The following is a 22,198-nucleotide window of genomic DNA, read 5'->3' as shown; positions in this document are numbered from 1 at the left end:
ATATTTTCAGTATCGTTACCTGACGTTTCTCCCCAAACGGAAAAGCGCCGGCTTTCAGTCAAAAGCCAGCAATCCCCTTTGAGAATTATGGTTTTTCCCCATTTGATAAATCTGATGGATAGCTGGTCATCAGGCCCTATGTTTTCTATCATAGATTTTTCCCGTTTTCCCAGGCCTGACCGTGCACGAAATCTTCAATATGCTCCTCGCGGTGTTCGACCGCGCGGCATTAATGCTGATCTGTCTCTTTTTCCTTATCCGCATCCGCTTGTTCCGCGAACTGTTGCATAAATCTGCCCATTCGCCAAAAGAGCTGCTGGCCGTCACGTTTATCTTTTCGATGTTTGCCCTGTTCAGCACCTGGTCCGGGGTGCCGGTAGATGGCTCGCTGGTGAACGTGCGCATCATCGCCGTCATGTCGGGCGGGATCCTCTTTGGTCCCTGGGTCGGGATTATCACAGGCATTATCGCTGGCACCCATCGATACCTGATTGATATTGGCGGCGTGACGGCAGTTCCCTGCTTTATCACCAGCATTATTGCCGGGCTGCTCTCGGGCTGGATTAACCGCAAAATCCCGAAAAAGCAGCACTGGCGTGCGGGGATTATCGCGGGGATGGTCTGCGAAACGCTGACCATGATCCTGGTCATCGTCTGGGCGCCAACCGTTGCGCTGGGGCTGGATATCGTCTCGAAGATCGGTATTCCGATGATCCTCGGGAGCGTCTGTATCGGTTTTATCGTGCTGCTGGTGCAAAGCGTGGAAGGCGAAAAAGAGGCCAGCGCCGCGCGTCAGGCCAAGCTGGCGCTGGATATCGCCAACAAGACGCTGCCGCTTTTCCGGCACGTTAACGCCGAATCTTTACGTCAGGTTTGCGATATCATCCGCCGTGATATTCATGCCGATGCGGTCGCTATCACCAATATTGATCACGTGCTGGCTTACGTTGGCGTCGGTGAGCACAATTATCGCGACAGCGACGACACCATCAGCCCAACCACCAGACAGGCGATTAACTACGGAAAAATCATCATTAAAAACAATGACGAAGCCCACCGGACGCCAGAGATCCACTCAATGCTGGTGATCCCGCTGTGGGAAAAAGGCGTGGTCACGGGGACGCTGAAAATTTACTACTGTCATGCGCACCAAATCACCTCCTCGCTCCAGGAGATGGCGATTGGCCTGTCGCAGATCATCTCCACTCAACTAGAGGTTTCGCGTGCAGAGCAGCTGCGCGAGATGGCAAATAAGGCAGAGCTGCGCGCCCTGCAAAGCAAGATCAATCCCCATTTTCTGTTTAACGCGCTGAACGCTATCTCCTCTTCCATCCGTCTGAATCCGGACACCGCGCGGCAGCTGATATTTAATCTGTCGCGCTATCTTCGCTACAACATTGAGCTAAAAGACGACGAGCAGATCGACATCAAAAAAGAGCTGTATCAAATCAAGGATTACATCGCGATCGAGCAGGCTCGCTTTGGCGATAAGCTGACGGTCATTTACGATATTGATGAAGAGGTCAACTGCGTGATCCCAAGCCTGCTGATCCAGCCTCTGGTGGAAAACGCCATTGTTCACGGTATTCAGCCGTGTAAAGGCAAAGGCGTGGTAACAATTAGCGTAACGGAAAGCGGTAACCGCGTGCGTATCGCCGTGCGCGATACCGGGCACGGCATCGATCCGAAAGTTATCGAACGCGTCAAATCAAACGAAATGCCGGGCAACAAGATCGGACTGCTGAATGTGCATCACCGGGTCAAACTGCTGTACGGTGACGGGCTGCATATTCACCGCCTTGAGCCGGGCACCGAAATTGCCTTTTATGTTCCGAATGAGCGAACGCCCGTGAATGCCCCCATATCCTTGTTGCCGTAGGCCGGAGTAACAGATGAAAGTCATCATCGTAGAAGATGAATTTCTGGCTCAACAGGAGTTGAGCTGGCTTATCAAAACCCACAGCCAGATGGAGATTGTTGGCTGTTTTGAGGATGGTCTGGACGTGCTGAAATTTTTACAGCATAACCGGGTCGACGCGATATTCCTCGATATTAATATTCCGTCGCTGGACGGCGTCCTGCTGGCGCAAAATATCAATCAGTTCGCCCACAAGCCGTTTATTGTGTTTGTCACCGCGTGGAAAGAGCATGCCGTGGAGGCCTTCGAGCTTGAGGCGTTTGACTATATTCTAAAGCCGTACCAGGAGTCGCGTATTATCAGCATGCTGCATAAGCTGGAAGCCGCGTGGCAGCAGCAGTCCTTACCCGCCAGTGCCAGCCCGGCAGCGCGGGAAAACGACACGATTAATCTGGTGAAGGACGAACGGATCATCGTCACGCCTGTCGACGATATTTACTATGCCGAAGCGCATGAAAAAATGACATTTGTCTATACGCGGCGTGAATCCTACGTCATGGCGATGAACATCACCGAATTCTGCAATAAACTCCCGGCCGCCCACTTCTTCCGCTGCCACCGCTCGTTCTGCGTCAACCTGAACAAGATCCGCGAAATCGAACCCTGGTTTAACAACACCTATATATTGCGGCTGAAGGATCTGGATTTTCAGGTGCCGGTAAGCCGCAGCAGAGTGAAAGAGTTCCGCCAGCTCATGCACCTGTAGCACGTTCCCTCTCCCGCAGGAGAGGGAAATGAGCGTCAGAGGATCTGACCAAGAACCTGACGCAGATGCGCGCCGGATCCCAGTAAGCCTGGGTTGTCGTGGACAATCAGGTAAACAGGAATGTCCTGGACATAGCTCCTGAAGCGGCCTTTGTCTTCGAAGCCGCCACGGAAGCCGGAGGCGGTAAAGAAATCGAGGAAGCGCGGCACGATCCCGCCCGCAATATAGACCCCGCCAAAGGTGCCAAGGTTCAGCGCCAGGTTGCCGCCAAAACGCCCCATGATGACGCAGAACAGCGACAAAGCACGGCGGCAGTCAATACAGCTGTCGGCCAGCGCGCGTTCGGTCACATCTTTCGGTTGCAGATTTTCCGGCAGACGACCGTCTGATTTGACAATCGCCCGATACAGGTTCACCAGACCCGGACCAGAAAGCACCCGCTCGGCCGACACGTGACCAATCTCGGCGCGTAGCTCCTCAAGAATAATGCCCTCTTCTTCGCTGTTCGGCGCAAAATCCACGTGACCGCCCTCGCCCGGCAGGCTGACCCAGCGTTTGTCGACGTGGACCAGGTGCGCCACCCCCAGACCGGTTCCCGCGCCGTAAACGGCAATCGGTTTGCCTTCAACCGGGGCCGTACCGCCGAACTGAATCAGATGCTCTGGTTTAAGCATTGGGATAGCCATGGAAACCGCAGTGAAGTCGTTGATAATTTCAAGGTGCGAGAAGCCGAGGTTTTTCCGCATTTCGGCAATTGAGAAGGCCCACGTGTGGTTGGTCATCGCCACCCAGTCGCCGGTAATCGGACAGGCGATGGCGATACAACCGTCTTCAACGCTCACTTTATGCTCTTCCAGATAGACGCGAACCACCGCTTCCAGGCTTGGGTAATCCAGCCCTGAATAGGTTTTCGCCTGAGAAATTTCACCGCTGTTCACATCGCACAGGGCAAGGCGCGCGTTGGTGCCGCCTACATCACCTACCAAAGCATACTTTGTCATTCTTCTACTGCTCCGCTAAAGTCAGAATAAATCTTTGGGACACTGTAAATTCAAGGCGTGATAACAACAACGACCAGAAGGTGACTGCCCATGGATTATCGATCTTCGTCACATAATAACTTTACCGTTTCAGCACCTTTTGCACTATTGCCACAATGCTGATTGTGCAAAGTAACGTTAAGCCGTTTTGTACAAGGAAATCATCATGCTCCATCCGCGAGCCAGAACCATGCTGTTATTGGCTGTCCCGGCGCTGATTATTGGCGTGGCGTCGAGCCTGGTGCTCATCGTCGTCATGAAAGTGGCGGCGGTGCTGCAAACGATTTTATGGACCGCGCTTCCGGTAAAACTCGGCATCAGCAGTGACTCGCCGGGCTGGATCATGGTGATGCTGACCCTGACCGGGATTGCCGTAGGGCTGGTGATCCGCTATAGCCCGGGCCATGCCGGGCCGGACCCGGCACTGGAACCCTTGATTGGCGCGCCTGTCTCCCCCTCGGCTCTGCCGGGGCTTATCATCGCGCTGATAATCGGTCTTGCGGGCGGCGTAAGCCTCGGGCCTGAACATCCCATTATGGCGGTGAATATCGCGCTGGCGGTCTTTCTGGGGGCGCGTCTTTTCCCGCGCGTTGGCGCGCTGGACTGGACGATCCTGGCCTCCGCTGGCACCATCGGGGCGCTGTTTGGCACTCCGGTCGCGGCTGCGCTCATTTTTTCGCAAACGCTCAGCAGTGATCATGAGGTGCCGCTTTGGGATAAACTCTTCGCGCCGCTAATGGCCGCCGCTGCGGGAGCCCTCACCACCAGCCTGTTTTTCCATCCCCATTTTTCACTCTCCATTCCCCACTACGGCCAGATGCAACTCACCGATATTTTCAGCGGCGCCGTCGTCGTCGCGATCGCCATTGCGTTGGGGATGGTCGCGGTGTGGTGTCTTCCTCGCCTGCATCGCCTGATGCACAGGCTGAAGCATCCGGTGCTGATTCTGGGCATGGGGGGTTTTATTCTGGGCGTTTTAGGCGCTATCGGCGGGACGGTTACGCTGTTTAAGGGTCTGGACGAGATGCAGCAGCTGGCCTTCAGCCAGGTCTTCAGCGTCTCAGATTATCTGCTGTTCGCGCTGGTGAAACTGGCGGCGCTGGTGGTCGCGGCGGCCTGTGGTTTCCGGGGAGGTCGTATCTTCCCGGCGGTATTTGTTGGCGTCGCGCTGGGGCTGATGCTGCATGAGCACGTTGACGCTGTCCCTGCGGCGATTACCGTCTCCTGCTCCATTCTGGGGCTGGTACTGGTGGTCACGCGCGATGCGTGGCTGAGCCTGTTTATGGCGGCCGTTGTCGTGCCGGATACCACGCTTCTGCCGCTGCTCTGTATCGTGATGTTGCCCGCCTGGCTCCTGCTGGCGGGCAAACCGATGCTGATGGCATGGCGAAACGACAGGTAATCAGGCGTTATTGCGCGCCTCCAGCGCTTTGGTCAGCGCGCTCAGCAGCGGCGGAATATCGGCTTTCGGCAGCATGACCTCGATCAGCGAAAGCCGCTCATGGTGTGCCACTTTATCCAGCACCTCCGCCAGCGCTTCCGCTTCGCTGACGCGCCAGCACTCTGCCTGAGGCGCCAGGCTCAGCGCCTGCGGTATCTGCGTCCAGTTCCAGAGGGCAATATCGTTATAGCGCTGCTCCGGCCCGTGGATGGCCCTTTCCACCGTGTATCCTTCGTTGTTAAGCACCAGAATAATCGGGCGCTGCTTGTCGCGCAGCATGGATCCCAGCTCCTGAATGGTCAACTGCGCGGCGCCGTCGCCCGTCAGGACAATCACGCGTCGGTTCGGACACGCCGTTTGCGCGCCAAACGCCGCCGCCAGCGTGTAGCCAATCGATCCCCACAGCGGCTGGACGATAAAGTTCACGTCCGCCGGTAAACGCAGATCGATAGCGCCGAAAGCAGACGTCCCCTGGTCAGCCAGAATAATGTCTCCGGGGCGAATAAACGTTTGCAGGGTACGCCAGAAGCTCTCCTGAGTCAGCGCCCCTTCAATAGTCGGGAACGAAAAGCTGCTGTGATCCGATGGCGCTCGCGTATCACGAACATAGGTTTTACACAGCGCTGTCAGCGTTTCAATGGCCTCCCTCATCGGGATACCCGTAAACCAGACGTCGCCGACGCGGGACGCGTGAGGCTGAACCTCTATCGTCTGGTCTGGCGTAAGCTGGTGGGTAAATCCGGCAGTGAGCGTATCGGTAAAGCGCGTGCCAATGCACAGCACCGTATCAGCACCCTCGATGGCCTCTTTGACCGGCGCGGCGCTCGCCGATCCGCTGTAGGTGCCGTAAAAACCGCTCTGTCGTTCGTCAAAAATTCCCTTGCCCATCAGCATGGTGGCGTGTGCCATCGGCACCTCTTTCACCCACGTCTGAAGGGCCGCGCGCAGACCGTGGCGGAGTACCAGGAAGTCCGCTAACAGCGCGGTGCGTTTGCTCGTAGACAAGCGCTTTTCGGCAGCCTCACGGAACGCCTGCAAGCAGGCTGAATCGGCCGGTGCGGGGTTAACAGTGAGAGCGCTTACAGGAGGTGTAGCGGCTTTTTTCGCCACATCGGCGGGCAGCATCAGATAGCCCGGACGGCGCTCCCGCAGCATGGTGGTCAGGACTCTGTCAATTTCATAGCAGGCGTTTTGTTCCGTAAGCACCGCCTGCGCAACGGTGATGGGTTCGCTCATATGATAGAAGTGGCGGAACTCGCCGTCGCCCAACGTATGGTGCAGTAACTCTCCTCGCTGCTGCGCCGCCATACCCGGGGCCCCTACAATATGGAGGACGGGAACATGTTCGGCAAAGCTGCCCGCCACACCGTTCATGGCGCTTAACTCCCCAACGCCGAATGTCGTCAGGAGTGCGGCAAAGCCCTTACAGCGGGCATAGCCGTCTGCGGCGTAAGACGCGTTCAGTTCGTTGGCACAGCCCACCCAGCAGATGTCCGGGCTGTCTATCACGTGATCGAGAAATTGCAGGTTATAGTCGCCCGGCACGCCAAACAGATGATCGGCACCACAATCTGTTAGTCGGTCCAGCAGGTAATCGGCGACGCAATAGGGGGTACGCATATTATAAGTGTCCTTCTGACGTTGACCTCACTCTGAGTATTAAATAAGCGTGAAGCGTGTCCAGAATTGACGACAATCAGGGGCTGGAAAGAATGCTTTACGAAAAAAGCTGCGCTATGCTCATTTTCTTCAGATTAGTGTAAACGTATACACGGATGTTTCTTTCCAGCGCCAGAGGTCTCACAAATGGGTTATCAGCCTGACAAAAATCGTTATCAGACAATGCAATATCGCCGCTGTGGGCAAAGCGGTCTTAAGCTTCCCGCCATCTCGCTGGGGTTGTGGCATAATTTTGGCGACGCGACGTTGCTCGAAAACAGCCGTCAACTTTTACAGCGTGCTTTCAATTTGGGTATTACGCATTTTGACCTTGCCAATAATTACGGCCCGCCTCCTGGTTCGGCCGAACGTAATTTTGGGCGCATTTTGCAGGAGGATTTCCTGCCCTGGCGCGATGAGCTGATCATCTCCACTAAAGCGGGCTACACCATGTGGGACGGGCCTTACGGTGACTGGGGCTCGCGTAAATATCTGATCGCAAGCCTGGACCAGAGCCTCAAGCGTATGGGGCTGGAGTATGTCGATATCTTCTATCACCACCGCCCGGATCCACACACGCCGCTACGTGAAACCATGAAAGCGCTTGACCATGTGGTGCGTCAGGGCAAAGCGCTGTACATCGGTCTGTCCAACTACCCGGCAGAAATGGCACGGCAGGCGATTGAAATACTGGAGGATCTGGGCACGCCATGTTTGATCCACCAGCCGAAGTACTCCATGTTTGAACGTGCGCCTGAAGAGGGGTTGCTGGACGTGTTGCAGCAAAAAGGGGTGGGATGTATCCCCTTCTCTCCACTGGCGGGCGGACAGTTGACCGATCGCTATCTGAACGGCATCCCAGCGGATTCTCGCGCAGCAAGCGGCAGTAAGTTCCTTAATCCGGAACAGATCACCGACAAAAAGCTGGAAAAGGTACGTAAGCTGAATGCGCTGGCGGAAAAACGGGGGCAAAAGCTGTCGCAAATGGCACTGGCCTGGATCCTGCGCCACGATGCGGTGACATCCGTGCTCATCGGCGCAAGCAAGACCGGACAAATTGATGATGCAGCAGGCGTGCTTGAAAATTGTCGGTTCACGGCAGAAGAGCTCAAGACGATAGATACGATCCTGTCCAGTTCAGATTAAAAACACTTTTAGCAAAAAGTGCTCTCGTTCATGATTTAGGAGTTGAGGCGATGAAACGAATGTTTACCAACTCGTAAAATTGCGTTAACAGGTCGCACAGCGGCCCCGATCGTGAAGGAGAAGAGTATGTTCAGGTCACTGATTCTTGCAGCGGTATTACTGGCTTCGGCCCCGCTGGTCGCCAATGCGGGCGAAATCACCCTGTTGCCATCGATTAAATTACAAATTGGCGATCGTGATGACTACGGCAGATACTGGGACGGTGGCTACTGGCGCGACCGTGACTACTGGCATCGCCATTATGAATGGCGTCAAAACCGCTGGTGGAAACACGATAACGGCTATCACCGTGGCTGGGATAAGCGTAAGGCTTACGAACGCGGCTACCGCGAAGGCTGGAAAGATCGTGACGACCGCCGTGGCGGCTGGGGTCACGGAAAAGGCAGAGGCCACGGTCACGGCCATCACCATTAACAACAAAAAGGAGCCTTCCGGCTCCTTTTTCTTTTACAGGCCTGCGGCTGTGCCTATCAGCAACCACAAGTTTAACGCCACCACCACGACCACAATGGCCCACCCGGCGCGTTTCACCCACGTCGAATTCACCAGATCGCCCATCAGTGATTTGTTGCTGGTGAAGATCAGCAGCGGCACCAGCGCCAGCGCAATCCCGAAACTCAGCAGCACCTGACTCATCACCAGAATGCGGGTCGGATCCAGCCCCATCAGGATCACAACAAAGGAAGGCAGCATCGTGACCGAGCGGCGAACCCACAGCGGAATATGGAAACGTACGAACCCCTGCATCACCACCTGCCCGGCCAGTGTCCCCACAACCGTAGATGAAAGGCCCGCAGCAACCAGGCTTAAACCAAAAATAGTGGCAGCGGCATGACTCAGCAACGGCTCCAGCGTCAGGTAAGCCTGGTCAAGATCGGCAACCCCGGTATGCCCGTTAAAGTGGAACGCGGCGGCGGCGGTGGCCATCATCGCCAGATTCACAAATCCGGCAATGGTCATCGCGATAGCCACATCCCATTTCGAGGCGGAGTAGCGCTCTTTACTCGTCCCGCCATGCAGATTCTGGGTTAATGAAGAGTGTAGATAAATGACGTGCGGCATAATGGTCGCCCCCAGCACCCCGGCAGCCAGAAAAACGGCTTCAGAAGTGGGTAACGACGGGATCACCATCCCTTTCGTCAGCTGCGCCAGATTCGGCTGGGAGAAAATCAGCTCAACAATATAGGCGGCAGCGACGAACAGCAGCAGGCCGCCGATGACTTTCTCCAGCGGTTTTTGCCCCCGCCGCTGGAGCATCAGAATCAGGAAAGTGGCGATACCGGTCAGCACGGCCCCCTGAAGCAGAGAGACGCCCAGAATAAGCTTAAAGCCGATCGCCGCCCCGATAAACTCGGCGAGATCGGTGGCCATGGCGATAATTTCCGCCTGAACCCAGTAAAACCAAACTGCCGGACGTGGATAATGATCGCGGATTTGCTCCGCCAGGTTTTTTCCGGTAGCAATACCCAGCTTCGCGGAGAGCATCTGAATCAGCATCGCCATCAGATTGGCCCAGACCACAACCCACAGCAGTTTATAGCCGAAGCTGGCCCCGGCCTGAATGTTGGTCGCAAAATTACCCGGATCGATGTAGCCAATCGCGGCAATGAATGCCGGTCCCATTAATGCGAGCCGCAGCTTGCGTGCCGCTCTGCCGCTGCTACTCTCTACGCGACTATTCGTCATTTCTGCCTCTGGAAATATAGCCTTTGCTATGTTTTATGCTATCAAAATGAGAATGATTATCAAGTTCATTTGAAATGGTTAACATGATTTCTCTGATAGCCAGGAACGATAGACAGACAGGTGGAGCAAGGTCACAGAATGTGAAAATGCGCAGACATTTGTGAAGCGTAGCACACAAACTTAACTTTTCACTCATTTACCTAACATAACAAAAATGTATTGTTGATCACTATTTTTGAGACTCGTCACAGGATGTAACTATAGTGTGGGCTTGATCTCGTTTTCTTTGTGCTTGTTACATAGAATGTGCACGGAAATTAAACCTGCCTCATATTTGGAGCAAATATGGACCGCGTCCTTCATTTTGTCCTGGCACTTGTTGTCGTTACTGCACTTGCATTGCTGGTCAGCACAGACCGCAAAAAAATTCGTATTCGCTATGTTGTCCAGCTGCTGGTCATTGAAGTTTTACTTGCGTGGTTCTTCCTGAACTCCAACGTAGGCCTCGGCTTCGTGAAAGGCTTCTCCGAAATGTTCGAAAAACTGCTCGGATTTGCCAACGAAGGGACAAACTTCGTCTTTGGCAGCATGAACGATCAGGGTCTGGCCTTCTTCTTCCTGAAGGTACTCTGCCCTATCGTCTTCATCTCTGCCCTGATCGGTATCCTTCAGCACATCCGCGTTCTTCCGGTGGTTATCCGTGCGATCGGCTTCCTGTTATCGAAAGTTAACGGCATGGGTAAACTGGAATCCTTTAACGCAGTCAGCTCACTGATCCTCGGTCAGTCTGAGAACTTCATTGCGTATAAAGATATCCTCGGCAAGATGTCCCGTAACCGCATGTACACCATGGCGGCAACCGCAATGTCTACCGTTTCCATGTCTATCGTGGGCGCGTATATGACCATGCTGGAACCAAAATACGTGGTTGCGGCCCTGGTTCTGAACATGTTCAGCACCTTTATCGTGCTTTCGCTGATTAACCCGTACCGCGTGGATGCCAGCGAAGAGAACATTCAGATGTCTAACCTGCACGAGGGGCAGAGCTTCTTCGAAATGCTGGGTGAATACATTCTGGCGGGTTTCAAGGTTGCAATTATCGTTGCCGCGATGCTGATTGGCTTTATCGCGCTGATCGCTGCGCTGAACGCCCTGTTTGCGGCCGTACTCGGTATCTCCTTCCAGGGTATTCTGGGCTATATCTTCTACCCGGTTGCCTGGGTGATGGGCGTGCCCGCTCACGAAGCGTTGCAGGTGGGCAGTATCATGGCAACGAAACTGGTATCCAACGAATTCGTGGCGATGATGGATCTCCAGAAGATTGCCAGCACACTCTCCCCACGTGCGGAAGGGATCCTGTCCGTCTTCCTGGTCTCCTTCGCGAACTTCTCTTCCATCGGTATCATCGCTGGCGCGATTAAAGGCCTGAACGAAGAGCAGGGTAACGTGGTTTCTCGCTTTGGCCTGAAGCTGGTTTACGGTTCAACGCTGGTGAGCGTCCTGTCTGCCTCTATTGCAGCACTGGTTCTGTAATTCATACCGCGTAATAAAAACCGGGAGTCCTCGCTCCCGGTTTTTTTATGCTTCCAGCGCCGCCAGAGGCTGGGGTTTACCAATCAAATAGCCCTGCAAATAATCTACGCCAAATCGCAACAACATCTCGCGTTGTTCAGCCGTTTCCACATATTCAGCCACCACACACAGCGATTTCGTTTTTGCCATGTTGCAAATGGACTGCACGATCATCGCATCCATGCTGTCGGTGCAGATATCTTTCACGAAGCAACCATCGATCTTAATGATATCGGCCTCCAGCCGCTTCAGGCGCTCAAAGTTGGCATAGCCGGTACCAAAGTCGTCTATGGCAATGCGGAAGCCGTAATCACGCAGCTGCTGGATATTTTTGATGCTGCTTCCCGAGTCTGAGAAAGCCTGTTCCTCGGTGATCTCAATGATGATATTTTGCGGCGCAATGGCGTAGCGTTCAAAAAGCGCGATGATCTCAGCCGCAATCTCATTTTGCATCAGCGTCAGCGGCATCAGATTAACGGAGAAGCGCGTTCCTGCACGTCCGGACGGATGGCTGCGCATCCACATCAGCAATTTTTCCAACACGTTCAGGTCAAACCGGTGGCTCAGGTTGAACTGAGCAATCAGCGGAATAAAGCGGTCAGGGGTGATGATCTCGCCATCGCTTTCCAGCCTGGAGAGGATTTCAAAGTACCCTTCTCCGCGCGCGTTGTGAATTGGCTGGGCGTAAAGGTGAAGACCGCCGATATCAAGGGCGCGTTTTATGCGGGCCAGCATTAGCACCCTGTCCGTCGTCTGACCAGAGACATCATCCAGACTGTTGGTTAACGCCAGAACGTTATGCCCGCCACAGGATTGCTCGGACAGCCAGCTCAGCTGACCCAGCGTGTGGTGCAGGCTTTCCCCATCCGGCACTTCGCCCCAGGAGGCGCCAAACTCAATGTCGAGCTCAGTCTTGTTCCAGACAATCTTACGGCTGTTCAGATGATCAACCATATATTGCAGACGTTCAGCCGTGCCCGGACCCAACAAGACCACCACCAGCTCACTGCCTGGCAACTGAAAGAGCTTCTCGTCTTTTTGCAATAACGGTTGCAGCGACGCGGTGATCATCTTTTTACAGTGTACACGCATGAGGATGCCGTAATGACGGCTCAGAAATTCCAGATTATCCAGGCGCAGGCAGCAGATTTTGGCTTCGGGATGGTGCTGTAAAAACACTTCCAGCGCACGAATGTTAGGCAGACCGGTGAGCGGATCGGTAAGCGCCCTCTCCTGCCACCCCTGTTTCAGCCATTCACTTTTCTGATAGATCCGCGACATGTAAAGCAGGCAGATGGCGAAAGAGATCAGTACCGACAAGATAAAGGAGAGCGAGTGGCCCGATTCAACGCCATTAAGAAAATTATAATTGTAGGTCAACAGCATGAGCGCCGAGGCCGCCCAGAGTAAAGAGATGAGCGCATAGCTCAGACGACCAATCCCCAGGGTAAAAAGAATAAAAACGATTGGCATCAAATAACCAGCAATAAACTGTGACTCGAAAGGCGCGCACAAAATAGCGATCATCGAGACCAACAGCATCAGCCACACAACGATAAATAACACTTTTTTGTGACAAAAGAGGGGCTTCACGCTTCGCCGCCAGAATGTTCGGGCATACCGGGGATTAATTATCATTCTTAACGGGTAGTAGAACATCATGGTGAAAATCAGGGCGGCACAAATCAGGCTTTGAATATCGATAACGTTATAAATTGCAGAGCCTTCGCCGAAATAGGAGGAGATTGTCACCGGAAAATCAAATAAATATCCCGCCAGATACATCGATAATTTGATGCCTACAGGAACCACAAATCCGAGCCAGAAAATACGTATACCGATGTACTTATTCGGGATGCTGTGTCGCCAGCGTTTGCCCAGCATCAGACGGATGACGCCACAGGCAGCGAAGACGGCAAACGTCTGACAAATTAATAACACGGAAGATTGTAGTAATGCTAAATCAAAGTAATAAATGTTAGTAACACTAAATCCAATCAGTAAAGGAATGATTGCCCGACGTCCAAATAACAATACGATGGCGAGCATGGCGCTTAAGGGCAACCACGCTAAATAAACATCATTTTCGTTGACGATAGCGCGCGGGGAGATATAACGGGAAAAGGGGATCGTAATCAGGCTTAACGCCAGGACAATCATAAATATTTTTACATTATTGTAAATTTTTCTATTCATTAATCCGTGTGATCTATTTAACCATCGTCTTATTGACCGGATGGATAATAGGTTTATTAATTGCACGAATCAAGTTCAGGTCTATTTATAGACTTGTTTATTGATTTGGATTGAGGTGATGTATAGAAAACGACATTGCTGGCAACAAAAAGAGTCTAAACATTTTACAAGATATAAAAAAACCCCCGTCTTGCGACGAGGGTTTAAATTTTGGTGGAGCTAAGCGGGATCGAACCGCTGACCTCTTGCATGCCATGCAAGCGCTCTTCCAGCTGAGCTATAGCCCCACATGTTACTTTACCTACCGCACTCTGTTGGGTTCAGAGTTTGGTGGAGCTAAGCGGGATCGAACCGCTGACCTCCTGCATGCCATGCAGGCGCTCTCCCAGCTGAGCTATAGCCCCGTCGTAAAGCTGTCATGTTGACGGGCGGCATAATATGAATTCCGCCGCAGAGTGTCAACGGCAAATTCCACCTCCGCCTTTCAACCGCCGAAAAATCATGCAAATGAATCACTTTGCGAGCCTGCTCGCAGCCAGGAGTTAAGCTTGTCACGTTTTCACGTAAAACGGTGCTATAAAATGAACCACTAATTAACCCCACAGATATTCAGGAAATTGTATGATCAAGGAACGAATGACGCCAGAAGAGTTAGCCCTGCTGACTGGCTATAGCCGACAGACCATCAATAAATGGGTACGCAAAGAGGGTTGGATTACATCGCCAAAGCCAGGCGTTCAGGGTGGCAAGGCGCGTCTGGTACACGTCAATGAAAAAGTGCGCGACTTTATTCGCAGCGCGCGCAGGGCAACAGAGACGCCGGAACTGCCAGATACGTACCACGAGGGCTCGCTTCATGCCCTGCTCCTGACGCTGGCGAATGAAATGACGCCGGAAGAGCAAAAGCAGATGACATCGCTGTTACTGCGGGAAGGGATTACCGGCTTGTTACAACGTTTAGGGATTCGCGACCAACGCTGATATGAAAAGATTACGCAGCAAAATGACCACGGAAGAGCTGGCGGACAGTCTGGGCGTAGCCCGACAAACCGTTAATCGCTGGATACGACAGAAGGGATGGAAAACGGAAGGTATCAACGGTGTAAAAGGCGGAAGAGCGAGGGTGATATGTATTGATGCGCACGTTAAGGAGCACATCATTAGCCTTCCTGCCATTCGTAACCGTCGGGCTGTTTACCATGTGGCGGAAAGCCCTTCCCATTACGGCGTGGCAACCTCATCCAGCCTGCTTCCACAAATTATCGACTCGCTGGAAAACATGACGACTGTCGAACAGGAACGTTTGCACAAGTTGCTCGCTCGTGAAGGGTTGCAGGGTTTTCTCACGCGTCTTGGTATTGCTGAATAACAGGCATAAAAAAACGGCAGGTTACCCTGCCGTTTTTTGTATTACACGAGCATTACTGCTGGCTTTCGCGCTCAGCAATAAAGTCCAGCGCTTTGTTGATACGCGCAACGCTACGTGATTTGCCGATGGCATGAACGGTCACGTCCAGCGCCGGAGACTGGCCTGCCCCCGTCACCGCAACGCGCAGCGGCATACCGACTTTACCCATGCCAATTTCCAGCTCATCAGCGGTAGCCTGAATCGCGTGGTGAACATTTTCCGCAGTCCATTCGGTAATGGCTTCGAGTTTGTCACGCACCACTTCCAGCGGCTGACGCGCAACCGGACGCAGGTGTTTCTTGGCCGCGTCGGCGTCGAACGCGTCAAACTCTTCATAGAAGTAACGGCAGCTTTCAGCAATTTCTTTCAGCGTTTTGCAACGCTCGCCAAGCAGCTTCACCAGATCCGCCAGTTCAGGGCCCGTACGGGTATCGATGTTTGCCTGTTCAATGTGCCATTGCAGATAAGTCGCTACATATTCTGGCTGCATGGTATTGATGTAGTGATGGTTCAGCCACAGCAGTTTGTCAGTGTTGAACGCGCTGGCTGATTTGCTCACCGAGTTCAGAGAGAACAGCTCGATCATCTCTTCGCGGCTGAAGATCTCCTGGTCACCATGAGCCCAGCCCAGACGCACCAGGTAGTTCAGCAGCGCTTCCGGCAGATAGCCGTCATCACGGTACTGCATCACACTCACCGCGCCATGACGTTTGGACAGCTTTTTACCGTCGTCACCGTTGATCATTGATACGTGCGCATATACCGGTACAGGCGCGTTCAACGCTTTCAGAATGTTGATCTGACGCGGGGTGTTATTGATATGGTCTTCACCACGGATCACGTGAGTGATTTCCATATCCCAGTCGTCCACAACTACGCAGAAGTTATAGGTTGGCGATCCGTCAGTACGACGAATGATGAGGTCATCCAGCTCCTGGTTGCTGAATTCGATCGGGCCACGGATCTGGTCATCAAAGATAACAGAGCCATCCTGCGGGTTAGCAAAACGCACTACGCAAGGCTCATCAGCAGCATGCTCGCTGTGGTCATGGCGGCAGCGACCGTCATAACGCGGTTTTTCGCCTTTTGCCATTTGCTCTTCGCGCAGCGCATCCAGACGCTCCCTGGAGCAGTAACACTTATAGGCCGTGCCTGCCACCAGCATCTCGTCAATTACGGCGTTATAGCGGTCAAAACGTTTGGTCTGGAAGTATGGGCCTTCGTCCCACGCCAGATTCAGCCAGTTCATCCCATCCATAATGGCTTCAATTGCTTCCGGCGTTGAGCGCTCCAGATCGGTGTCTTCAATACGCAGCACAAACTCACCGTTGTTGTGACGTGCGAAAAGCCAGGAGTAGAGAGCGGTACGTGCACCACCGACATGCAGATAGCCTGTCGGGCTCGGCGCGAAGCGAGTTTTGATTTTCATGAAATGGCCTTACGTTATAAAGATGCCGGTAATCGGCAAATTCCGGGAAGAAAACAATGGGCAATATTCTATCACTGTGGGCCGATTCCTCAATGTCGATCACTTTATCCGGTTCGAGATTGCTGTTTTTGTTTATAAATCATGCGCCACAGTCCGTTTTGCGATCGTTTTGACTAATTTTACGACGAACGAATAAAAACTTTAGAAAATGCGTTGACTCATTTTCAACTCTCCCTATAATGCGACTCCACACAGCGGGGGTGATTAGCTCAGTTGGTAGAGCATCTCCTTTACACGGAGGGGGTCGGCGGTTCGAGCCCGTCATCACCCACCATCTACTTCGGTAGACTCGCAGTGTAGATAAGAATTGAGATTGGGCGATTAGCTCAGTTGGTAGAGCATCTCCTTTACACGGAGGGGGTCGGCGGTTCGAGCCCGTCATCGCCCACCATTCTCACCTTATCGCAGCAGTTCCGAAATGGGCGATTAGCTCAGTTGGTAGAGCATCTCCTTTACACGGAGGGGGTCGGCGGTTCGAGCCCGTCATCGCCCACCATTTCGGGTCGTTAGCTCAGTTGGTAGAGCAGTTGACTTTTAATCAATTGGTCGCAGGTTCGAATCCTGCACGACCCACCAATGTAAAAAAGCGCCCTAAAGGCGCTTTTTTGCTATCTGCGACATAGCACATCCCCATTGCAGCCAGACCGCTTGTTTTACTCAAGCTCACGCCTTCTTTGCCGATACCTCTATTTTATGGCGAAAAGGATCTCAATATGACAACTCTTAAGCCCGTTTCTCTGTCGGCGATGGAAATCGGCAGCGTAGATAACAGCTCCGGCGGAAACGACATTGCTTCTCAAATCACCCGTCTGACCAAACAGATAACGAAAGTCACTCAGCAGCTCAAAGAAGTGGCCATGGGTGATGCCACAGCAGAAGAAAAGCAAAAGCAGCAAGAATTACTCGAATCTCAGCTGGCTATGTTGCAGGCACAGCTGGCGCAATTGCAGCGTCAGCAGGCCGAAGAGGCGATGCCAAAGCAGGAAAAAGGTGAGGCAGTCGCGGAAGGCATCAATAAGCCCTCCGCAGAACATCAGATTAATATCTACGTCTGATTATTGGTTTCGTTAAAAAGTGGATCGCGTGTGCGGGCCTCCATCAAACGTTCGGCCTGCATACGCACCACATCCCAGCAGGCATGCGCCGCGCCGGAAAGAGACCTGTTTTTACGGCGTACCAGCATCAGCTGGCGTTCGACACAGGGTACGAAACGCTTCACCGTTAAACGACTCCCCTGCGGCAGTGGCAGCGCCAGCGCCGGCAGAACGCTGATGCCAATCCCCGCTTCGACCATGGGGAACAGCGTGGCAGGATGCCCGATCTCCTGCACAATGGTTGCCTTAACACCCTGCGCGGTCAGTGCGGCATCTATCAGCGGGCGGCTGCCTGATGCATAATCCTGTAACACCAGGTTTGCCCCCTGCAAGGCCTGCCAGGCCACCTGCGGCAGCGATGCCAGAGGATCATCATCGCGGCAGAGCAATAAAAAGGGCTCCGAGAGTACCACTTCACATTCCAGGTCGCTTACCGCTCCGGGATCAATAACGATGCCAAAATCCACATCCCCCTGACGGATACTCTCAAGTACCCACTGCTGCGGCCTGTCATGCAAAACAAAATCAATATCCGGATAGCGGTGATTACTTTCAGCGATGCACTGGGGAATAAGATGCGCCGAAATCGTCTGGCTCGCCGCCACTCTCACGGTGCCGGAAAGCTGTTGGCCGAGCCGGCCGACATCCCTGAGCGTACTGTTCAGTTCATCCAGCAGCCTCTCCAGACGCATTGCCAGCTGCTGTCCCGCTTCGGTGAGCACCACTTCTCGCGTCGTGCGGTCGAGCAGCTTCACGCCCGTTTGCGTTTCAAGCTCCTTAACGCTATGGCTCACCGCCGACTGGCTGAGGCCAATGATCTCCCCTGCCCGGCTAAAGCTGCGGGCCTGCGCGACGGTGACGAAAACGCGAAGCTGACGTAACGAATAATTCATCTGTTTAATTCATGAATGGATGCAATAAATCAATTTTATTTCTCAAAGGGAAGAAAGCACAATAGCGGCATCTGTTTTCAGGAGTGATTATGAAACTTTTTCGTATCCTTGATCCGTTTACGCTGACCCTGATTGGTGTCGTCTTGCTGGCCTCGTTCTTCCCGGCGCGGGGCAGTTTCGTTCCGGTTATTGAAGGACTGACCACGGCAGCCATTGCCCTGCTGTTCTTTATGCATGGCGCCAAACTCTCCCGGGAAGCCATTATTGCAGGCGGTAGCCACTGGCGACTGCATCTGTGGGTAATGTGCAGCACTTTTATCCTCTTCCCGGTTCTGGGCGTGCTGTTCGCCTGGTGGGCGCCGGTGAATGTCGATCCGGCGCTGTATACCGGTTTCCTTTATCTGTGCATTTTGCCGGCCACCGTGCAGTCTGCAATTGCCTTTACCTCGCTGGCGGGCGGTAACGTCGCGGCGGCGGTTTGTTCTGCTTCCGCTTCCAGCCTGCTCGGGATCTTTGTTTCACCGCTGCTGGTCGGTCTGCTAATGAACATGCACGGGGCGGAAGGCAATCTGGAGCAGGTGGGTAAAATTTGTCTGCAACTGCTGCTGCCGTTTGTGCTCGGACACTTATCCCGTCCCTGGATTGGGGAGTTTGTGGCGAAACATAAAAAATGGATCGGGAAAACGGACCAAAGCTCCATTCTGCTGGTGGTTTACACGGCCTTCAGCGAAGCCGTGGTGAACGGCATCTGGCACAGGGTGGGTGCTGGATCGCTGCTGTTTATTGTGGTGGTAAGCATCGTTCTGCTGGCCATTGTCATCGCGGTTAACGTCTTTGTGGCCCGCAAATGCGGCTTCAATAAGGCCGATGAAATCACCATTGTATTTTGCGGATCGAAAAAGAGCCTGGCCAACGGGATCCCAATGGCCAATATTCTTTTCCCGACGTCTGTCATTGGGATGATGGTGTTGCCGCTGATGATTTTCCATCAGATCCAGCTGATGGTGTGTGCGGTACTGGCGCGGCGTTACAAGGCGCAGACGGAAAAGCTGGCGCAGGAAGAGACCCACGCCGCGAAAGTTTAAGGACGTTTCAGGGGCTGAACCAGCTGGGTCAGCCCCTCTGTTTTGATCAGTAACGTGATAGCCATCAGCTCGCCCAGACGCCCGGCGGGGAACTCATCCTTACGGGCAAACCACAGCAGATACTCTTCCGGTAAATTAATCAGCCTGCGACCCTTATATTTACCGAACGGCATCTCCGTATTGGCGATCTCAACGAGCTGCTCTTTTTCCACGTCACTCTCCTAACAGGCGCATCATTTCCGCTTCGTCGATTACCTCGATGCCAAGCTCCTGCGCTTTTGCCAGCTTCGAACCGGCCGCTTCCCCGGCAATCACCAGGTCGGTTTTCTTCGATACGCTGCCCGCCACTTTTGCCCCCAGCGCCACCAGGCGCGCTTTCGCGTCATCGCGTGAAAGCTGACTCAGGCTGCCGGTCAGCACCACCGTTTTACCGGCAAACGGACTGTCGATCTCTTCGGCATTAACCACTACCGGTGCGGGCCAGTGAATGCCCTGTTCCAGTAATTTACCGATCACTTCACGGTTGCTCTCTTCGGCGAAGAAGTTGAAAACGTGGGTGGCGACCACAATGCCGACATCAGGGACTTTCTGTAGCTCGTCGATGGTGGCTTTCTCCAGCGCGTCCAGCGTGCCGAAATACGCCGCCAGCCCTGCCGCCGTCGCCTCTCCGACTTCACGAATGCCGAGCGCGTAAAGGAAACGGGCAAAGGTGGTGTTTTTGGCCGCCTCGAGCGCGTTAACGATGTTCTGGGCAGATTTCGGTCCCATACGATCAAGACCGGTCAGCTTACCTGCCGTCAGGGTAAAGAGGTCCGCAGGCGTATGGACGTACTCTTTCTCAACTAACTGGTCGATAATCTTGTCACCCATTCCGTCCACGTCCATCGCCCGGCGGGAGACGAAGTGCTTCAGGGACTCTTTACGCTGCGCGCCGCAGATTAACCCGCCCGTACAGCGCGTTACCGCTTCACCTTCCACGCGCTCAACGTCAGAACCACATACCGGACAGTGGGCTGGAAACTCGATGGCACGGGTGTCGGCAGGACGTTCAGACTCCACAACGTTAACCACCTGTGGGATCACATCACCCGCGCGGCGAATCACCACTTTGTCACCAATTCGCAGCCCCAGACGCGCAATTTCATCGGCGTTATGCAGCGTGGCGTTACTTACCAGCACGCCAGCCACCTGCACAGGCTCCAGACGCGCCACTGGCGTAATGGCCCCCGTACGTCCGACCTGAAACTCCACGTCGCGAACGAAGGTCATCTGCTCTTGCGCCGGAAACTTAAAGGCCACCGCCCAGCGTGGCGCACGGGCCACAAATCCCAACTGTTCCTGCAACGCCAGCGAATTAACCTTGATCACCACGCCGTCAATATCAAACCCGAGCGTGGGACGATCCTCTTCAACCTTGTGATAGAACGCCAGCACCGCCTCCGGAGAGTCGCAGAGCTGCACGCGGTTGCTTACCGGTAATCCCCACTCTTTGAACTGCATTAAACGCCCCAGGTGGGTATCTGGCAGGTCACCGCCTTCCAGGATCCCGACGCCGTAGCAGAAGAAAGTAAGCGGTCGCTTCGCGGTGATACGCGGATCGAGCTGACGCAGCGAACCTGCCGCCGCGTTACGCGGGTTAGCAAACACTTTCCCGCCGGTACGGCGCGCTTCTTCGTTGATCTTCTCGAAGCCCGCCTGCGGAAGGAACACTTCCCCGCGCACTTCCAGCCGGGCGGGAATGTTATCGCCACGCAGTTTCAGCGGGATCGCACGAATAGTGCGCACATTGGTGGTGATGTCTTCCCCGGTAGTGCCGTCGCCGCGCGTTGCGGCACGCACCATCACGCCGTTCTCATAAAGAATACTGACGGCCAGACCATCCAGCTTTAGCTCGCAGCACCAGCTCAGATTGTCGACGCTCTTCAGGCGATCCTGCACGCGCTTGTTGAAAGCCAGAAAACTCTCTTCATCAAACACGTTATCCAGCGACAGCATCGGCACTTCGTGGCGCACCTGGCTGAAAGCGCCCAGCGGTTCCGCACCGACGCGCTGCGTTGGAGAATCGGGCGTAATCAGTTCGGGGTGCTGCGCTTCCAGCTCGCGCAGTTCACGCATCAGGCGGTCATACTCCGCATCCGGCACTTCCGGTGCGTCCATAACATGATAGAGATATTCATGATGGCGAAGCGTGGTTCGCAGTTCAGTAAGTTGTTGTTCGATTGAGTCCATATCGCACCATCAATGAGAAAAACCCCCGACAGGCGGGGGTTGAGGAGGAGTTAAGTTAACGCGACGATTACGCGTTCGCTTCCTTAACTTCGCGGATGCGGTCCTGATACTCGCGCAGTTTCTGCGGCGTCATCATTCGACGCTGATCGTCGAGCACCACACCGCCCACTTCGTCGGCGATGTGCTGAGCGGACTGTAGCATCAGCTTAAAGTTTTGCAGCTCGTCACCGTAGGACGGCACCTGCATAAAGATCGTAACGCCTGGTGTGACGAAATCACCGGTCATTTCCGGGTCAAACGTGCCTGGATTGACCATATTGGCCAGGCTGAACAGCGCCGGACCGCTGCCGTCAGGACTCAGGTGGCGATGGAAAATATTCATGTCGCCGAACTTGAAGCCTGCCTGTTGGATGCTGTTAAGCAGCACATCACCGTTCAGATGGGTGCCATGATGAGCAGCCACGTTCATAATGATCACCGCTTCTTTACGCTGCGGCTTTTCAACAACCGGTTCTGGCTCTGCAACCGGCTCTGGCTCAGCGCGCGGGGCGGGCTGTGGCGCAGGCGGTTCAGGCT

19 protein-coding genes and 6 tRNA genes are annotated in these 22,198 nt (G+C 54.0%); 14 read left to right on the top strand and 11 right to left on the bottom strand.

Going from position 1 to position 22,198, the window contains the following annotated elements; translation table 11 throughout:
* Positions 1 to 181: 181 nt before the first annotated feature.
* Positions 182 to 1,879 carry a sensor histidine kinase gene (locus tag DD606_RS15000; protein ID WP_129258810.1) on the top strand — a complete coding sequence of 566 codons (1,698 nt, stop codon included), beginning with the start codon at positions 182 to 184 and terminating at the stop codon, positions 1,877 to 1,879.
* Positions 1,880 to 1,892: 13 nt separating this feature from the next.
* Complete coding sequence (locus DD606_RS14995) at positions 1,893 to 2,624, top strand: LytTR family DNA-binding domain-containing protein (RefSeq protein WP_003861354.1); 732 nt, start codon at positions 1,893 to 1,895, stop codon at positions 2,622 to 2,624.
* A gap of 35 nt (positions 2,625 to 2,659) precedes the next feature.
* Here DD606_RS14995 and glk read toward each other — a convergent pair whose 3' ends face one another.
* Positions 2,660 to 3,625, bottom strand: a complete 966-nt coding sequence (gene glk, locus DD606_RS14990) for a glucokinase (RefSeq protein WP_003861352.1) — start codon at positions 3,623 to 3,625, stop codon at positions 2,660 to 2,662.
* A 205-nt stretch (positions 3,626 to 3,830) separates the two neighbouring features.
* On the opposite strand from glk, the gene DD606_RS14985 reads away from it, so the two are divergent.
* On the top strand, positions 3,831 to 5,066 hold the full coding sequence (locus DD606_RS14985) for an ion channel protein (RefSeq protein WP_045896737.1): 1,236 nt from the start codon (positions 3,831 to 3,833) through the stop codon (positions 5,064 to 5,066).
* Here DD606_RS14985 and ipdC read toward each other — a convergent pair whose 3' ends face one another.
* Positions 5,067 to 6,725 carry an indolepyruvate decarboxylase gene (ipdC, locus tag DD606_RS14980; protein ID WP_058659055.1) on the bottom strand — a complete coding sequence of 553 codons (1,659 nt, stop codon included), beginning with the start codon at positions 6,723 to 6,725 and terminating at the stop codon, positions 5,067 to 5,069.
* A gap of 186 nt (positions 6,726 to 6,911) precedes the next feature.
* Between ipdC and mgrA the strand changes: the two genes are divergently transcribed.
* A complete protein-coding gene (mgrA, locus tag DD606_RS14975; RefSeq protein WP_045894483.1) occupies positions 6,912 to 7,910 on the top strand; it encodes an L-glyceraldehyde 3-phosphate reductase in 999 nt (332 codons plus the stop codon).
* Positions 7,911 to 8,036: 126 nt separating this feature from the next.
* Complete coding sequence (gene ypeC / locus DD606_RS14970; RefSeq protein WP_003861345.1) at positions 8,037 to 8,384, top strand: DUF2502 domain-containing protein YpeC; 348 nt, start codon at positions 8,037 to 8,039, stop codon at positions 8,382 to 8,384.
* A gap of 33 nt (positions 8,385 to 8,417) precedes the next feature.
* Here ypeC and DD606_RS14965 read toward each other — a convergent pair whose 3' ends face one another.
* Positions 8,418 to 9,656 carry an Nramp family divalent metal transporter gene (locus DD606_RS14965; protein WP_003861343.1) on the bottom strand — a complete coding sequence of 413 codons (1,239 nt, stop codon included), beginning with the start codon at positions 9,654 to 9,656 and terminating at the stop codon, positions 8,418 to 8,420.
* A 345-nt stretch (positions 9,657 to 10,001) separates the two neighbouring features.
* Here DD606_RS14965 and nupC point away from each other — a divergent pair, with 345 nt between their 5' ends.
* Positions 10,002 to 11,189, top strand: a complete 1,188-nt coding sequence (gene nupC, locus DD606_RS14960) for a nucleoside permease NupC (RefSeq protein WP_003861341.1) — start codon at positions 10,002 to 10,004, stop codon at positions 11,187 to 11,189.
* 45 nt (positions 11,190 to 11,234) lie between these two features.
* Here nupC and DD606_RS14955 read toward each other — a convergent pair whose 3' ends face one another.
* From DD606_RS14955 to DD606_RS14945, 3 genes are all read right to left on the bottom strand, one after another.
* Complete coding sequence (locus tag DD606_RS14955; RefSeq protein ID WP_032659683.1) at positions 11,235 to 13,424, bottom strand: EAL domain-containing protein; 2,190 nt, start codon at positions 13,422 to 13,424, stop codon at positions 11,235 to 11,237.
* Between the two features lie 211 nt (positions 13,425 to 13,635).
* Positions 13,636 to 13,711: transfer RNA gene (locus DD606_RS14950), tRNA-Ala, on the bottom strand.
* 41 nt (positions 13,712 to 13,752) lie between these two features.
* Positions 13,753 to 13,828, bottom strand: a tRNA-Ala gene (locus DD606_RS14945).
* 217 nt (positions 13,829 to 14,045) lie between these two features.
* Between DD606_RS14945 and DD606_RS14940 the strand changes: the two genes are divergently transcribed.
* Together DD606_RS14940 and DD606_RS14935 are read left to right on the top strand one after the other, a co-directional pair.
* The gene (locus tag DD606_RS14940) at positions 14,046 to 14,405 is read left to right on the top strand and encodes a YfeC-like transcriptional regulator (protein ID WP_003861339.1); all 360 of its coding nucleotides are present in this window, start codon (positions 14,046 to 14,048) and stop codon (positions 14,403 to 14,405) included.
* 1 nt (position 14,406) lies between these two features.
* Positions 14,407 to 14,793 (top strand): YfeC-like transcriptional regulator, encoded by a 387-nt coding sequence (locus DD606_RS14935; protein WP_017383469.1) that lies wholly within the window; start codon positions 14,407 to 14,409, stop codon positions 14,791 to 14,793.
* Between the two features lie 52 nt (positions 14,794 to 14,845).
* On the opposite strand, the gene gltX is transcribed toward DD606_RS14935, so the two are convergent.
* Positions 14,846 to 16,261, bottom strand: a complete 1,416-nt coding sequence (gltX, locus tag DD606_RS14930; RefSeq protein WP_003861336.1) for a glutamate--tRNA ligase — start codon at positions 16,259 to 16,261, stop codon at positions 14,846 to 14,848.
* Between the two features lie 258 nt (positions 16,262 to 16,519).
* Here gltX and DD606_RS14920 point away from each other — a divergent pair.
* The 5 genes from DD606_RS14920 to DD606_RS14900 all read left to right on the top strand — a co-directional run bounded on the left by DD606_RS14920 (position 16,520) and on the right by DD606_RS14900 (position 17,376).
* A tRNA-Val gene (locus DD606_RS14920) sits at positions 16,520 to 16,595 on the top strand.
* Between the two features lie 41 nt (positions 16,596 to 16,636).
* Positions 16,637 to 16,712, top strand: a tRNA-Val gene (locus DD606_RS14915).
* 29 nt (positions 16,713 to 16,741) lie between these two features.
* A tRNA-Val gene (locus DD606_RS14910) sits at positions 16,742 to 16,817 on the top strand.
* A 4-nt stretch (positions 16,818 to 16,821) separates the two neighbouring features.
* Positions 16,822 to 16,897 (top strand) — tRNA-Lys (locus DD606_RS14905).
* Between the two features lie 137 nt (positions 16,898 to 17,034).
* Positions 17,035 to 17,376, top strand: coding sequence for a FlxA-like family protein (locus DD606_RS14900; protein WP_003861333.1), 342 nt, complete (start codon positions 17,035 to 17,037; stop codon positions 17,374 to 17,376).
* On the opposite strand, the gene DD606_RS14895 is transcribed toward DD606_RS14900, so the two are convergent.
* Positions 17,367 to 18,308, bottom strand: a complete 942-nt coding sequence (locus DD606_RS14895) for a LysR family transcriptional regulator (protein ID WP_003861331.1) — start codon at positions 18,306 to 18,308, stop codon at positions 17,367 to 17,369. The two genes, DD606_RS14900 and DD606_RS14895, sit on opposite strands and share 10 nt — an antisense overlap.
* Positions 18,309 to 18,397: 89 nt before the next feature.
* On the opposite strand from DD606_RS14895, the gene DD606_RS14890 reads away from it, so the two are divergent.
* Positions 18,398 to 19,393 carry a bile acid:sodium symporter family protein gene (locus DD606_RS14890; protein WP_003861330.1) on the top strand — a complete coding sequence of 332 codons (996 nt, stop codon included), beginning with the start codon at positions 18,398 to 18,400 and terminating at the stop codon, positions 19,391 to 19,393.
* Here the strand turns inward: DD606_RS14890 and DD606_RS14885 are convergent.
* The 3 genes from DD606_RS14885 to zipA all read right to left on the bottom strand — a co-directional run.
* Positions 19,390 to 19,605 (bottom strand): DUF3820 family protein, encoded by a 216-nt coding sequence (locus DD606_RS14885; RefSeq protein ID WP_129258808.1) that lies wholly within the window; start codon positions 19,603 to 19,605, stop codon positions 19,390 to 19,392. The genes DD606_RS14890 and DD606_RS14885 overlap by 4 nt on opposite strands.
* A gap of 1 nt (position 19,606) precedes the next feature.
* The gene (ligA, locus tag DD606_RS14880; protein WP_032659688.1) at positions 19,607 to 21,622 is read right to left on the bottom strand and encodes an NAD-dependent DNA ligase LigA; all 2,016 of its coding nucleotides are present in this window, start codon (positions 21,620 to 21,622) and stop codon (positions 19,607 to 19,609) included.
* 67 nt (positions 21,623 to 21,689) lie between these two features.
* Positions 21,690 to 22,198, bottom strand: a 509-nt coding sequence (gene zipA / locus DD606_RS14875) for a cell division protein ZipA (protein WP_129258806.1), incomplete at its 5' end; no start/stop codon positions are given.

Source organism: Enterobacter cloacae complex sp. GF14B, from assembly GCF_004136805.1.
GTDB classification, from domain to species: Bacteria; Pseudomonadota; Gammaproteobacteria; order Enterobacterales; family Enterobacteriaceae; genus Enterobacter; species Enterobacter hormaechei_C.
Note: the sequence above shows the minus strand (reverse complement) of the source record. Positions and strands in the feature narration are given on the sequence as shown.